This window comes from Comamonas sp. F1-6 (genome assembly GCF_039581415.1).
GTDB lineage: Bacteria > Pseudomonadota > Gammaproteobacteria > Burkholderiales > Burkholderiaceae_C > Comamonas > Comamonas thiooxydans.
On the sequence record NZ_JBCPWN010000009.1, the window covers coordinates 72152 to 86188 of the forward strand.

10 protein-coding genes are annotated in these 14037 nt (G+C 60.6%); all 10 read right to left on the minus strand.

The window, feature by feature from the left end:
* Positions 1-160: 160 nt before the first annotated feature.
* On the minus strand, positions 161-1264 hold the full coding sequence (locus AAIL66_RS11545) for a dienelactone hydrolase family protein (protein ID WP_343496789.1): 1104 nt from the start codon (positions 1262-1264) through the stop codon (positions 161-163).
* Between the two features lie 71 nt (positions 1265-1335).
* The gene (locus tag AAIL66_RS11550) at positions 1336-2847 is read right to left on the minus strand and encodes a DUF1302 family protein (RefSeq protein ID WP_004341209.1); all 1512 of its coding nucleotides are present in this window, start codon (positions 2845-2847) and stop codon (positions 1336-1338) included.
* 35 nt (positions 2848-2882) lie between these two features.
* The gene (locus AAIL66_RS11555) at positions 2883-4262 is read right to left on the minus strand and encodes a DUF1329 domain-containing protein (protein WP_034360342.1); all 1380 of its coding nucleotides are present in this window, start codon (positions 4260-4262) and stop codon (positions 2883-2885) included.
* Between the two features lie 281 nt (positions 4263-4543).
* A complete protein-coding gene (locus tag AAIL66_RS11560; protein WP_343496790.1) occupies positions 4544-6250 on the minus strand; it encodes a class I adenylate-forming enzyme family protein in 1707 nt (568 codons plus the stop codon).
* A 1-nt stretch (position 6251) separates the two neighbouring features.
* Complete coding sequence (locus tag AAIL66_RS11565; protein WP_034360316.1) at positions 6252-7379, minus strand: acyl-CoA dehydrogenase family protein; 1128 nt, start codon at positions 7377-7379, stop codon at positions 6252-6254.
* 133 nt (positions 7380-7512) lie between these two features.
* Entirely contained in the window at positions 7513-8709 is a 1197-nt protein-coding gene (locus tag AAIL66_RS11570) for an acyl-CoA dehydrogenase family protein (protein WP_034396838.1), read from the minus strand.
* 12 nt (positions 8710-8721) lie between these two features.
* Complete coding sequence (locus AAIL66_RS11575; protein WP_343496791.1) at positions 8722-9789, minus strand: MBL fold metallo-hydrolase; 1068 nt, start codon at positions 9787-9789, stop codon at positions 8722-8724.
* Positions 9782-11593, minus strand: coding sequence for a long-chain-acyl-CoA synthetase (locus AAIL66_RS11580; protein WP_343496792.1), 1812 nt, complete (start codon positions 11591-11593; stop codon positions 9782-9784). The genes AAIL66_RS11575 and AAIL66_RS11580 overlap by 8 nt, the downstream gene beginning before the upstream one ends.
* Before the next feature lie 42 nt (positions 11594-11635).
* The gene (locus tag AAIL66_RS11585; protein WP_034396832.1) at positions 11636-12817 is read right to left on the minus strand and encodes an acyl-CoA dehydrogenase family protein; all 1182 of its coding nucleotides are present in this window, start codon (positions 12815-12817) and stop codon (positions 11636-11638) included.
* A gap of 17 nt (positions 12818-12834) precedes the next feature.
* The gene (locus AAIL66_RS11590) at positions 12835-14007 is read right to left on the minus strand and encodes a lipid-transfer protein (protein ID WP_034360309.1); all 1173 of its coding nucleotides are present in this window, start codon (positions 14005-14007) and stop codon (positions 12835-12837) included.
* Positions 14008-14037 lie beyond the last annotated feature (30 nt).

Here is a 14037-nt window from a genome sequence, read left to right on the forward strand (position 1 = left end):
CTCCATCAATCAAGCCGCGCGGCCATGCTGCGCGGCTTTTCTGTTTCCGGACGACTCAATTGACAGAAGCCTACGCTCCATCAAAAAAGAACTTCGGGCAAATTTGACACGTGAAAAAGGCCAGCATTTGCTGGCCTTCTGCTTTTCCGCCGAGTCCTGTCTACTGCTCGAACTTTACCTTGAGAAACTGCAGCAACTGCTTGCCGGCCAGACTGCGTGCGGTTTCATCGCGTCCGGCGATATAGCCCACCTTGACGCAGTCCCCCAGAGCCTTGCCGCTCTGCACCCGAATCCTGTAGCGGGTCTGGCGATCGAACTGAGCCCCGGCGGGAATCAGCGGCTGGCCATTGAGGACGGGAAAGTCCTTGTCATTGAACTCTATCGTGCAGCCGGACAGATAGGGGCGGTTCGTCATCTCTCGTGGCTTGTCGCTTTCCCAATCATGGCCTGCTCTGGCATAAACCACCGTACTGACCTCGGAGCCCGCCTCACGCAGGATTTTTTCCTGCTGTGCACAGGCCACCAGATCATTCGATGCATCCTCCCCCGCTCTGAAGCTGAGCAAGGGCGAACCCGTGGTTTTGCGTGACTGCAGCAGCGCATAGCAAGGCCCGTAAAAGTCCACATGCAAGGCAAAGGGCTGAATGAAAGGCGCCAGCTTGTCGCGAATGCGCGCATCCAGGCTCATGCGTGCCGCAATTCCGCCTTTGGAAAATCCCATCACCCCGATACGCCAGCCATCGATGGCCGGGTGCTTGTTCAAGGCCTTGAGGGCGGCATAGGCATCGGCCACGGCATCGAACTCGGAGGTACCCATGATCTTGAGCGCATAAGGCATGTCTTCGCTGATGCCACGCGGCTTGAAGTTATCAACCAACAGCGCAGCTATGCCGTTGTCGGCCAGCATCTGGGCTGTTTCGCTCTCTCGCCCGGGAATGGCCCCCGCGCCACCTGGCAGGACAACCATGGCCGGCACCTGCTTCTTTTCGCTGGCCCCCTTGGGCAGGAACAGCTTTCCCATACCCATGGTTGCCTCTGCCCTGGCAGGCTGACTGAGCAGCACATCGAGGTCGTACGGACTGCTGGACTTGAAGCGGATATCGCCCTGTGTATCACCATGCAGCTCCGTGGGGGCCATCAAGGGAGCCACCTTGGGCAAAGGAGGCAAAGCATCGAACAGATGCTGTCCTGATGCCGCACTGCTCATCAGGCTCAGGGCTGCAGCTCCCAAAGGAGTTACCCATTTTCCGGTCAGTATTTGCATTCGCTTGCGCCTCTTTCAAACACAAAAGCCCGGAGAGCCGGGCTTTTGTGGTGTTGGCTCGTTGGTGTGGTTCAGAACGAGTACTTGGCGGTAACAGACAGCTGGTCGCGGTCGGCCAGCGGGCGTGCACGCAGGGAATCGGCAGAAGGATTGCCCAGGTAGTTGATGTAGGCCACGTTGATCGAGAAATTGCTCTTGCGAACGAAAGTCGCGCCAATGCTCAACCGGCTGTCGCTCTGGCCGCCGCCGAAGGTGCCAACCAGAGAACGGCCGCGCAGTTGCGACTGGTAGCTGATGGGGATGCTCAGATCCCAGCCTTCGAAGATGCCGGGGTAGCCCAGCGTCAGGGTCGCACCGGCCACCAGGGAGTTGCGGGTCTTGAAGCTCAGGTTATCGGTAGAGCTGCCATCGGCCACACTGATCACGCGAGAGCCGGAAATTTCGGCAGCCAGGGACATGTCATCCGCGATACCGGTGCGGCCGATATTGAAGATACCGCCGACGTTGCCCTGCACCACATCGCCACGCACCGCCACACCATTGCCGTTGAGCACTGGCGTACCTTTTCGATAGCTCGCTTCACCAAATGCAGAGAACTTGCCGAAGGTCGTGCTGACCGTCGTTCCCAGCATCTTGATGTCGTCGAAATAGCGAACCTGATAGCCGGTCGGTATCGCGCCATTCATGTTCACGACCAGCGATGGAGTGCGGTCGTTGTAGTTCAGGTAGTACAGACCGACTTCCGTCTCGTCAGTGACGCGGTAGCGACCGCCGATACCCCACTGACCCGAGCTGCTGGGCCGGATGTCGGTACCGCGTCGCAGGCCGCGACAGGTCGCACCGTTGTAGACGCCCAGGCAGGAGGCGCCGGGACCCAGGGCATTGCTGGTGCTGGTGTACATGCCGGGAGCCGGCAGCAGCGTTTCATGGAAGCCGAACTGGTAGTGACCAAGCAGCGAGAGTTTGGGACTGACTTCCAGCGAAGCCGAGATCTGATCTTCCGGCAGAAGGATTTCCTTGACCTCAGCGCCAGGCGAAGCTGCCTTTGCTGCATCGCTGGGTCCCTGGGCCGCAGCGATATTGGCAAAGTACATGGACTCGCCCCAGTTCACCACCTGCTTGCCCAAGCGTACCGTGGCGCGGGCCTCGCCCATGTTGAAGCTGGTGTAGGCGTAGGTATCCAGAAGGCGCGAATAGCCGCCACCATAGCGCTTGGCGGCAGAGTTGAACTCATTGACGGGACCTGCCGTGCTGATCGGTCCCTTGTTGTCGTTGCGCTGGTGATATACGTCGTCATAAAAGGTGCTGGCATTCAGCACAAAGCCGCTGTCACCTTTTGACAGCTTGCTTTCCCAGACAGCACCCAGTCGGTTCGCCGTCAGAGCACCTTTCTTGAAATTGTTGTTGCCGTCTGTGTTCAGCACCGGAGACGGGTTATCCAGACGAACACCCAGGCCATAGCTCACGTTCAGACGCCAGTCGAACTTGAGGCCATCTCCCAGCTCGACAGTCTCCCCCGCCTGAACTGCTCCCATACCCAAGGACAGCAGTGCCGCCACTGCGATGGGCGTGAGTTTCTTCATATTGTTTTTCATAGTGAGTCGCTCGTTGATAAAACTTAGTTGCCCGCGTTGCGTGCGGCTTCTGGTGTGAACATGGCGGGCACGAGATCACCCTTGTTCAGGATGGGTCCTTGGGGACGCTCCTGAAAAAGGTTGTAGCCCATGTAGCCGCCGGAATTCAGGTCGTGATAGAAGGACGTGCCTGCATGCCAGGCCTTGATGTCAAAGGAGTAGTAGTAGTTGATGAAGGCGTGCTGCCACAACTGGCCACGCGCGTCGTACATGTCCGCGGCCACTGCCTGGCCGGTGTCCTCGTCCACGAACAGCACACGCTTGCCATAGACATGTCGGAAACCGTCCTTCAGCGTGCCTTCCACGGCCCAGACTCTGCGCAGCTCGTAGCGCATGAAGTCGGGGTTGGCATGACCGGGCTTGAGCAGGTCGGCATACTTCACCGTGGGCTGATGGATCTTGTAGTTGTTGGCGGGGATATACATCTCCTTCTTGCCCAGCAGCTTCCAGCTGTAGCGCTCTGGCGAGCCATTGAAGAGACGATCCGAGTCGATGGTCATCTTGCCGCCGGTACCAGCCATGGGCTGGTCAAAGCCATACTCGGGCACCTGGCGCACGCGGCGTGTACCGGGGTCATAGCTCCAGGCCAGGCGCTTGTCCTTGCCGAAATTGACGGGCTCCACCGAGTGGGTCACACCGCCCTTTTCACGCTCGGGGGCCAGCGTTCTGGTGCGGGTATAGGCCATCACGCCCTCGACCGGCTTGCCAAGCATTTCAGGCTTGTTGACCATGTCCAGGTTCAGGTTCTGCATACGCCCAAAGCTCATGCTGCCGTCCGACAGCACATTCGCCATGTCACGCGTGATGGCCTCGGTGTAGGCACGCGTGGGCAGCAGGTTGTTCCAGATCACTTCCTGCCCGGTCTTGGGAATCGGGAAGTTGATCGCACCAAAGCTGCCCTTGATTCCCATGCCGTTATCGACGACCTCGGACTCCAGTGCATTCTTCTTCAACACTGCGCAGACCTCATCGGTGTAGCGGAAATCGCGATGCCCCTTGTAGACCGGAATCTGCATGGTCTTGGAATACTTCTGGAACATGGCTTTCTGACCAGCACTGAGCTTGTCGCCATACTTCTCCATGTTCTCCGCAGTGATCACGAACAGTGGTTTTTCATCGGCATAGAGATCCACGGGGTGCTTGCCACTGGATTGCACATGAGCCACGCCTGCAGGGGCACCGACCCATTTGCCTGTGAACTCTGGAATCGTGCCTTCCTTGTTGCCGGCCTTGATGGCACCCACGCATGTCAATTCCTTGCCCAGCTGTTCTGCCTCGTTCGCCGGCACCTTCGCCCATACCGACGTCGCCACCATCAAACCCACTGCCGCTGCGAGTGGAGTCTTGGCCGTCACAAACTTCATCTCTGTCTCCTAGGTTCTAGAACTTATTTTTGGCGGGTGCTACAAACGAGGTACATTGCCTCGCATCGCCCCATTGGTTTTGCCGTTTGCAGGCAGTTGCATACTGCGCCAGCAGGTCTCTTCAACCATCGTCTGAGTTGACTACTGACAGACCCTAGCGACCTAGTCCACATGGGTCACCTGAAGCGCCGCCCCGAATGAAAAAACCTGCTGGTGCACGAAGCAGCAGCAGGCTTTCGGAGCGTGATCGGGAAAGTCCTAGGACCACCCAATTCCGTGCATCAGGTCAGCAGGTGAGCGCACTCCTTGCGAATCGATGCCTTGAGCATCTTGCCTGCGGGATTGCGAGGCAAAGGCTCCGCGCGCACAACGATCCGACTGGGAACCTTGTAGCCCGCCAGGCGCTGTGCCACGAACTCGCGAAGCAGCTCGGGAGTCACCTGACTCCCGGTCTTCCCGACCACCACGGCAACGACCTGCTCGCCCGTGACCTCATGCGGCATGGAGAACACAGCAGCCTCCTCCAGTGCCTCATGCTGCAGCAGACAGGCCTCGACCTCCGCCGCAGCAATCTTTTCACCGCTGCGGTTGATCACGTCCTTGATGCGATCGACGATGGTCAAAAAGCCTTCATCGTCCAGAACGCCTATGTCTCCGGTGTGGAACCAGCCGCCCTGCATGGCTTTGGCTGTGGCCTCTGCATCACCGCAATAGCGCTCCATCAGGGTCACGCCACGCAGCCAGACCTCACCGGGCTCACCGATAGGCAAGGCTGTGCCATCCAGGTCTGCGATTCGTACCTCGATGATGGGCGACAGCACCCCCGAGCTGCGCGGATGCGCCTCGAACATGCGCCCCGAGCTGCCTGCGCAGACTCCATTGGATTCGGTCAGTCCAAATCCAATGCCTGACATGCGCCCCTTGAACTTGGCCAACACCTCATCGATCAGGCGCGGGTGCAGGCCCGCTCCGCCAAAGCCCACACCGGAGAGGTTGCCAGAGCTTTCAGGCTGCTCGAAGCCGGGCAGTCCAATGAGCTGCTGCACCATGCTGGGCGCACCATTGAACTGCGTGACCTTTTCCTTGCGAATCAGCTCAGCCGCCTTCTCTGGCTCCCAGCGGTGCACGAAGATCAGGCGGCGACCATGGCGCAGGCTGACCAGCAACTGCGCATGCAGGCCGCTGACATGAAACAGAGGAACTGCCGACAAGATCGTGGGCTGCAGCTGTCGCGCCATGATGGCGGCGACGGCGTCCGGCGAAGTCATGGCTGCCACTGCACCGATGAAGTCAATATTGAAGATGCCCTGGCAAACGGCGCGATGGGTGGATTCCACGCCTTTGGCCCGGCTGGTGGCACCCGAAGTGAACAGAATCAGCGCAGGCTCATCGGCACTCAGCTGCGGCGACACGAATCCATCATGACCGCCTGCGGTCAACTCCGACCAGCTGATATCGCCCCCCTCGCCATCCACCACCACCGTCTTAATGGCAGTCTGCGCAATGGCCTGGCTGATGCGAGCATGGCGGTCCGCATCACAGATCAGCATCACCGGCCGGGTGTCCTCCAGATTGGCCATCAGCTCGCTGCTCAGGCCAAAACTGTTCAAAGGCACCGGCACTGCGCCAAGCAAGGCAATGGCAGCAAAAGCCACGGCCCATTCGGGACGGTTGCGCATGGCAATCGCCACCCGGTCGCCGGGCTTGATGCCGCGCTGCTTCTGCAAACGACTGGCCAGTGCATCGGCTGCTGCAAAGAACCTGTCAAATGTCCATCGATCCTCGCCATAGACCATGAACTCGGCCGCACCATGAACCCGGCCGGCGTCAATTACCTGTGCCAGATTCTGAAAGGCATTGCGATAGGCTGCCACGCTGCGCCCATCGGACAGCGTGACCTGCTGCACTTCAAAAGGTGCGCCCTGCGAAGTCAGCTGCGCACGAATGTTCCTGATCTTTTCACCCATAGAAACCAAGGCATCGCTCATCTCAGAAACCTTTCAGTTGTGCAAAGCGATTGCGGTGATAACCACCGTCGCCCAGCAGGCGTTGCAGAACGCGTGCCCGCTTGAAGAACAGGCCAATATCCAGCTCATCGGTCACCCCGATGCCGCCATGCAACTGGATCGCCTCGTTGCACAGCTTCTCGCACAAGTCAGATGCCTTGGCCTTGGCCCCACTGACCAGCTCGGGCACCTTGGCTTCCAAACCTGAATCAATGGCCTCGAAAGCTGCCAGCACACAGCTCTCCAGCAGCTCAAGCTCCACATACAGACGTGCAGCACGGTGCTGCAATGCCTGGAATGAGCCGATCTGCACGTCGAACTGAACGCGCTCCTTCAGATAGCTAACCGTACGATCAAACACCTCACGCATCAGACCCAGAGACTCTGCGGCCAGGCAGGCACGGGCTCGATCCAGCACTTCATCAAGCACCTGAGCAGCAGGCCGGGCCACCAACGCCATATCAGCGCTCAGCTCCACCTTATCGAACTGCACGCGGGCCATGTTACGGCTGTCAATCATGCACATGGGTTTGATGCTGACGCCTTGTGCATCAGCTGGCACCAGCCACAAACCGGGAGCACCTTCGCCAGACGCCGCCAGCACCACAAAGCCATTGGCACCCACGCCATCCATCACAAAGGCTTTCTCACCGCTCAGGCACCAGCCCGTGCCGGTCTGCTCGGCTACCGTGCTCAATCTGGCTGAAAGATGCTGGCCGGACTTTTCATCCAGAGCCAGTGCCAGCCTGGCCTGCCCGCTGCCCAGCAGGGGCAGCCACTGCGCCTGCTGGGCTTCGGAGCCGGCGCGAATCAGCAGCTCAGGTGCGATCACGGCCTGGCTCAGCAGCGGCTGTGCCGACAGGTTTCGGCCGATGGCTTCAAACACGGCGCCCATGCCCAGATAGCCCGCAGCCAGCCCGTCATGCGACTCGGGCAGCACCGCCACGGGCCACCCCATCTCCACCATCTGCTGCCACAGTCGTGTATCAAAGCCCTGTTCCACCTTGTCATCCCGCAGACGGCGCTGCTGGGCCACGGGTGCCTCCTGCGCGAGAAAGGCAACAGCACTGTCCTTGAGCAATTCCTGCTCTTGCGACAAAAGCATGGTCATATTCTTGTCTCCATTTCAATTCGTTATCCTCAGCCTGTGCGACCAGCACTGCCCAACTCAGAGCCGGCGAGCAAGGACCTGGGCAGCCCCGTCGCCCCGCAGCGAGGCTGTCGCCGCACAGCGGCTCAGGGGGTCAAGGCAATTCCAGCACTCGCTTGGCAATGATGTTCAGTTGCACTTCCGAACTTCCGCCTGCAATCGTGTAGCTCTTGGAACGCAGCCATGCACGACCTATATCGATCTCATCGGCTGTGAAATCATCGCCTGCCTCCCAGCCCAGACCGCGCAGGCCCAGCACCTGCTCCAGCAGTTCGTACTTGGCGACTTCCTGCTCGGTCTGCACCAGCTTCATGATGCTGGAGGGGCCAGCAACGTCCTGACGCGCCAGAGCCTTCTCGGTCACCCGACGATGGGTCAGAGCGAAAGACTGTGCATCCATCAGCAGTCCTGCCAGCTTCTCGCGCAGCGCACCATCGCTGATCCGCCCCTGCTCGTCCACCATGTAGGGCAAGGCGGTCTTGAGTGCATCGTGCGACGGCGCGCCACCTTCCGTGAACTTGGACATGGCCGCACGCTCATGCTGGAGCAGCTTTTTGGCCAGCGACCAGCCTTCGCCTTCCTTGCCCACAAGCTGTCGCACAGGCACCCGCACATCGTCGAAGAAGACCTGACAGAAACTGGACTTGCCGCTGATCAGCTCTATGGGCTTGACCGTGACGCCGGGACTCTTCATGTCGATCAGCAAAAAGCTGATGCCGTCTTGCTTCTTGCCTTCGCTGCTGGTGCGCACCAGCGCATACATCCAGTCGCCCTTGTCTCCGTCCGAGGTCCAGATCTTGCCCCCGTTGACGATATAGGCCTCGCCCTGCTCGTCCGTCACGCGCCTGGCCGAGGTCTTGAGGCTGGCCAGATCGGAGCCGGCATTGGGCTCCGAAAAGCCCTGACACCAGCGCTGCTCGCCGCGCATCATGGGAACCAGATGCTCGAGCTTTTGCTCATGCGTCCCCACCTCCACCAGAACCGGCCCCAGCATCCACACGCCCAGGTTGTACTGGGGCTGACGGCAGCCAAGACGGGCCATCTCCGTGTCCAGGATACGGGCTTCCCTTGGGGAGAGTCCACCGCCGCCGTATTCACGCGGCCATGACGGTGCAAACCAGCCACGGTCGCGCATGCGCTCGAACCACAGCTTCTGATCCTCGTTCAGAAACTGCAGCTTGGAGCTGCCCCAGACCATCTCCTCTGAAACAATGGGCCGGCGCATGCTCGCAGGACAGTTCTCCTCCAGCCACTGCGCCACTTCTTGTTTGAATGTTTCCAGTTCCGTCATGGCTTCCTCACCTCAGGCCAACGAGAAATATGCAATCTTGCCCTCACCCGGGGTACGCAGCAGCGTTCCATCCTGGTGAAGCAGGTTCAAATGGGCTATCGTTTCCCCTAGTGCCATCAGGCGATCCACGGGGCTGCGCAGCCTGGGAAAGAGCACGGGCACCAGCTCCGCAGCCGTTGCCCGCCCCACCTGGCCCAGATGTCCGGTCAGCAGTGCAAACTGCTCGGCATGGTGCTCGAGCACCTGCACCAGGCGCTCATGCAGGCCGTAGAAAACGCCCTGGTGCGATGGAAGCACCAAGGTCTCGGCCGGCAGCTCATGCAAACGATGCAGCGAATCGATCCAGAGCTTGAGCGGATTGCCCTCGGGCTCGATGGGGCTGACCATCACATTCGAGGTGATGCGCGGCAGCACCTGATCACCGGCCAGCAAAATGCCGTCTTCCTCGCAATACAGACAGGCATGCTCGGGCGAGTGCCCCTCGCCCAGCACAATGCGCCATCGGCGCTCCCCGATCTGCAGCACCTCACCCGGACGAATGCGCTGGTAATGGCTGGGCTGCCTGGGCATGAACGGATCCTTGCGCATGGCAGCCAGCATGTCGTCCAGCTCTTCGCTGCTCACCCCGGCACGCGCATAGAACTCGCGATGCGCCTCGGGCAGAGGATCGGGCGGCGGCCCCATCAGCGAGCGCAGCATCATGAACTCGCCATAGCTCATGAGCAGCGGCACGCCAAAGCGCTCCTGCAACCACCATGCCGCACCCGCATGGTCGTAGTGACAGTGGGTGCAGATCACACGGGTCAGCGGCTGGCCGGCCAATTTCTCCGTGAAGATCTTCTCCCACAGCTCGAAGGTGCCGGGAATTCCCAGCCCCGTATCCACCACCGCCCAGCCGTCGCCGTCCCTGAGCAGATAGACATTGATATGGTCCAGAGCCATGGGCATGGGCATGCGCAGCCACAGCAGGCCGGGGACGATCTCCACATGGCTGCCATCGGCTGCAGGCGGCGCAAAGGGATAACGCAGCACATCTGCGGGCTTGGCCCGTACGCGCTCCTGCGCGACGGCGCTATCCACGCAGAGCCTCTTCAAGCGTTGCAGCGTTCAGCGGCACATAGGTCTGCAGCTTGTCATTGCGTACAAACAGCGGGTCGCCAGTCTGAGCGCTGTCATAGCCCTGTTTTTGCAGATCCACCTTGCGCAGCTTGTAGTTGCCGGTCATGTCCGGCGTATCCATCAGACGCACGAACAGTGGTGCCGCATAACGCGGCAGACGAGCGATGGCCATCTTCCAGAAGGCCTTGGGATCGAATTGGGCTCCCTCATGCATCACCAACGCTGCCATGCCCGCACGGCCACCGTGACCGGGAACCTGCACACCATAGACGGTAATCGCATCCAGCCCCTGAAAGTCCCCGAGTGCGTCGCTGACCTCCATGGTCGAGACGTTCTCGCTCTTCCAGCGGAAGGTATCGCCGATACGGTCCACAAACCAGCAGTAGCCGTCTTCGTCGCAGCGCAGCAGGTCGCCCGATGTCCACCACACATCGCCCTGCTGGAAGACATTGCGCAGCAGCTTCTTTTCGGAGGCCTCCTCGCTGGTATAGCCTTCAAAGCGCCCGGCAACCACACCGGGATACTGGATGACCATGCCGATGGCCTCGCCGGGCTCGTTCACGCCGGCCAATTGCAAGAAGCCGTTTTCATCTCGGATGTAATCGCCTTTTTCCTGGTCGTAGCGAACCAGGCGCAAATTGGTTTTTTCCCAGAAGGGAACGCGGCCGCAGGAGCCGATGCGATTGTCCAGATTGATGGTATTGGTGTTGGACTCCGTGCCTCCCCAGCCTTCATAGATCTGGAACACGGCGCCAAAGCGCGATGTCCATTGCTGCCAGATCTCGGGCGTGAGACCGGTTCCGGCCATCTTGCGCAAGCTGTGCTCCCGGTCGCTGTCCGTCGCGGGCGCGCTGAGCAGGAAGCGGCAGATCTCCCCCACATACTGGCAAAAGGTAATGCCATGCACGCGGATATCGCGCCAGAACTCGCTGCGGCTGAACTTGCGGCGCACCACGATGCGCGCTCCTGCAGCCATGGCGGTTGCCGTCAGCGACATGGAAGCCGCGCCGTGGTAGAGCGGCAAAAAGCAGTAGAAGCAGTCATCCCGGGTGATTTCCCACAGCAGCTGCATGGAGTCCCCCGCCATCAGCCAGCGTGCATGGCTGATGACCGCGGCCTTGGGCAGGCCGGTGGTGCCGGAGGTGAATATGTACTGCGCCGTATCGCCGGCCACCACGCCCTCGCGCCACTCCAGCGGTACGGCCGTGCCGTCCCGGCTCATGGCAAGAGCCTGCAAATCAGAGCCGAACTGCTGCAGAACTCCCGCCGCGGCGGGGCGCACTTCATCCGGCCAGTGCCAGTAACTCAGCGCGGTGTTCAGTCCTTCGGTCTGCGCAAAGCGCTCTGCACACTCCTCGCCCACGATCACATGGCTGGCGTTGGTCACCTCCAGTGCATGCGTCAGAGGCTTGCCCATCACATGGGTGTTGATGAAGGCCACCACGGCACCCAGCTTGGCCACGCCAAACCAGGCAAAGAAGAAGGCTGGGCGATTCTCGATGGCCATGGCCACCACATCGCCCTTTCTCACACCCTGCTCGTGCAACGCACGTGCCACTTGATTGGCGCGCTGGTTGAATTGCGCATAGGTGTAGCGCACATCGCCTTCGGTCAGAAAGATGCGCTCGCCGAAATCTCGCGCACAGTCCTCCAGACGATCAGCCATGGTGTAGGGCGTATCGGCCAGGTACTTGGCCGCAATGGGCGCGCGACGATCCAGCTTGAGCTGGGTCTGCTCGCGCGACACCACAATCGTGTCGCTCATCACATGTCTCCTTGGTATTTGTTATGTGTGAGATGTCTTCGATCAGCGCTGGGGGCGCGGCATGCCGAGTCCGAACTGGGCAATCAGCTCGCGCTGAATCTCGTTCGTGCCGCCACCGAAGGTGTTGATGGTGGAGGCGCGCAGCTCATACTCCAGCTCGCCCATCAGATAGGAAGCCGCCGAGCCACCACGCACCAGAGCGCTGCTGCCCACGATGTCCATCAATCGATGCAGCACCTCGACCACGCCTTCCGAGCCATAGACCTTGGTGGCAGATGCCAGGCTCACGTCCATGGCACCGGCTTCCAGACTGGCCGCGATGCGGAAGTTGGTCAGTCGCATGGCTTCAAGGCGGGCATAGCACTCCGCCAGACTGCGTCGCACCCAGGCCTGATCGACAGCGCGACGGCCCTGCTCATCCTTGGCCTTGGCCCATTGCAGCACCTTGACGAAGGGGGCGAACACCTTGTCCGACCAGGCCCCCAGACCCAGGCGCTCGTGGTTGAGCTGTGCAGTGATCAGCTTCCAGCCCCCATTGAGCTCGCCGATCAAACGTGCTGCCGGCACTTCAACGTTGTCGAAGTACGTGGCTGCCGTGTAGTTGCCCACGGTCTGAATCAGCGTATGCGAAAAGCCCTTGTCCCTGGTATCCACCACCATGATGGAAATACCCTTGTGGCGAGCCAGTTCCTGGTTGGTACGTGCGGCCAGCCACACATAGTCGGCAGATTCGATGCCCGAAGTCCACAGCTTCTGGCCGTTGACCACGAAATGTCCGGTCTGAAGATCGCCCTGCAGCTGAGCCTGTGTCTTGAGCATGGCGAGGTCGGAGCCAGCACCGGGCTCGGAGTAGCCAATGGCGAAAATGATGTCGCCGCTGGCCATGCCGGGCAGAAACTCCTGCTTCTGCGCCTCGGTGCCATGCTCCATCAGCGCGGGGCCGACGGTGCTGATGGTGACGAAAGGCAGGGGAGCTCCGGCAATATTGGCTTCCTCAAAGAAGATCAGCTGCTCGGTGGCCGACAGGCCCTGGCCGCCGAATTCCTTGGGCCAGCCTATGGCCAGCCAGCCATCGCGCCCCATCTTGCGGATCAGTTCGCGGTACTCGTCGCCGCCCTCTGCACCGCGCATGCGGGCCTTGAGCTCGGGCGTCATCAATGCCTGAAAGTAGTCACGGCACTTCAGGCGCAGCGCATGCTGCTCGGGAGTCAGGTCAATGAACATGAATGTCTCCCTTGCAATCAGGCCTCGTCGCCCAGAATCAGGCCGCTGGTGGGCACGCCTGTACCGGCGGTCACCACCATGTTGTGCACGTCCTTGACCTGATTGACGGAGCTGCCACGGATCTGGCGCACGGCTTCGGCAATGCCGTTCATGCCATGGATATAGGCTTCGCCCAGCTGGCCGCCATGGGTGTTGATGGGCATGGAGCCGCCGCGTGCATGCTCGCCGGCGCGAATGAAGTCCTTGGCCTCGCCGCGCTTGACGAAACCGAACTCCTCGAGCTGAGGCAGCACAAAGGGCGAAAAATGGTCGTACAGCACTGCGCTTTGCACATCCTTGGGAGTCAGGCGGCTTTGCTGCCACAGCTGGCTGGCGACATGCCCCATTTCAGGCAGGCCGGTGATGTCCTCGCGGTAAAACGAGGTCATGGACTGCTGACCGTCAGAGATACCCTGGGCTGCCGCCTTGATGTAGACCGGCTTGGCCTTCATCTCACGGGCACGGTCGCTCGATGTGATGACCATGGCCACGGCCCCGTCGGACTCCTGACAGCAGTCCAGCAGGTGCAGCGGCTCGCAGATCCAGCGGCTGGCCTGGTGCTCCTCCAGTGTGATGGGCTTGCCGTAGAAGAATGCGTTGGGATTGGTGGCTGCAAAGTCGCGCACGGCCACGGCCACGCGGCCGAAGTCCTCGCTGGTCGCACCGAAGGCATGCATATAGCGGCGGGCAAACATGCCCACCCAGGATGCCGGCGTATGAAAGCCGTGGGGCATGTACCAGCCATAGTTCACGTTGTCAAAGAATGGCGTGCTGCCAAAGCCATAGCTGCCGGTGCCAAAGCGGTACCAGCTGCGCTCATTCATGGCGCGGTAGACCACGACCGTCTTGGCAACGCCCGTGGCCACGGCCATGGCCGCATGCAGCACAGGGCCGCAAGCCGCACCACCACCATGCGGAACCTGCGAGAAAAAGCTCACATTGCGAGCCCCGAGCAGGCGGGCGATTTCATACTCGGGAACCTTGTCCACGGAGTACGAGGAAAAGCCGTCCACTTCCTTGGGGTCGATGCCGGCATCGCTCAGCGCAGCCAGCGTGGCTTCCATGGCCAGACGCAGCTCGGTACGGCCCGAGTTCTTGGAAAATTCTGTTGCACCCAGACCCACAATGGCGGCGCGACCGGAAATATTCATATCGTTCACAGGAATGTCTCCGCTTGTTGT

Excerpts from the sequence above, each read along its gene's own strand:
- AAIL66_RS11545 (WP_343496789.1), bottom strand. The coding sequence starts at position 1,264 with ATGCAAATACTGACCGGAAAATGGGTAACTCCTTTGGGAGCTGCAGCC.
- AAIL66_RS11550 (WP_004341209.1), bottom strand. The coding sequence starts at position 2,847 with ATGAAGAAACTCACGCCCATCGCAGTGGCGGCACTGCTGTCCTTGGGT.
- AAIL66_RS11555 (WP_034360342.1), bottom strand. The coding sequence starts at position 4,262 with ATGAAGTTTGTGACGGCCAAGACTCCACTCGCAGCGGCAGTGGGTTTG.
- AAIL66_RS11560 (WP_343496790.1), bottom strand. The coding sequence starts at position 6,250 with ATGAGCGATGCCTTGGTTTCTATGGGTGAAAAGATCAGGAACATTCGT.
- AAIL66_RS11565 (WP_034360316.1), bottom strand. The coding sequence starts at position 7,379 with ATGACCATGCTTTTGTCGCAAGAGCAGGAATTGCTCAAGGACAGTGCT.
- AAIL66_RS11570 (WP_034396838.1), bottom strand. The coding sequence starts at position 8,709 with ATGACGGAACTGGAAACATTCAAACAAGAAGTGGCGCAGTGGCTGGAG.
- AAIL66_RS11580 (WP_343496792.1), bottom strand. The coding sequence starts at position 11,593 with ATGAGCGACACGATTGTGGTGTCGCGCGAGCAGACCCAGCTCAAGCTG.
- AAIL66_RS11585 (WP_034396832.1), bottom strand. The coding sequence starts at position 12,817 with ATGTTCATTGACCTGACTCCCGAGCAGCATGCGCTGCGCCTGAAGTGC.
- AAIL66_RS11590 (WP_034360309.1), bottom strand. The coding sequence starts at position 14,007 with ATGAATATTTCCGGTCGCGCCGCCATTGTGGGTCTGGGTGCAACAGAA.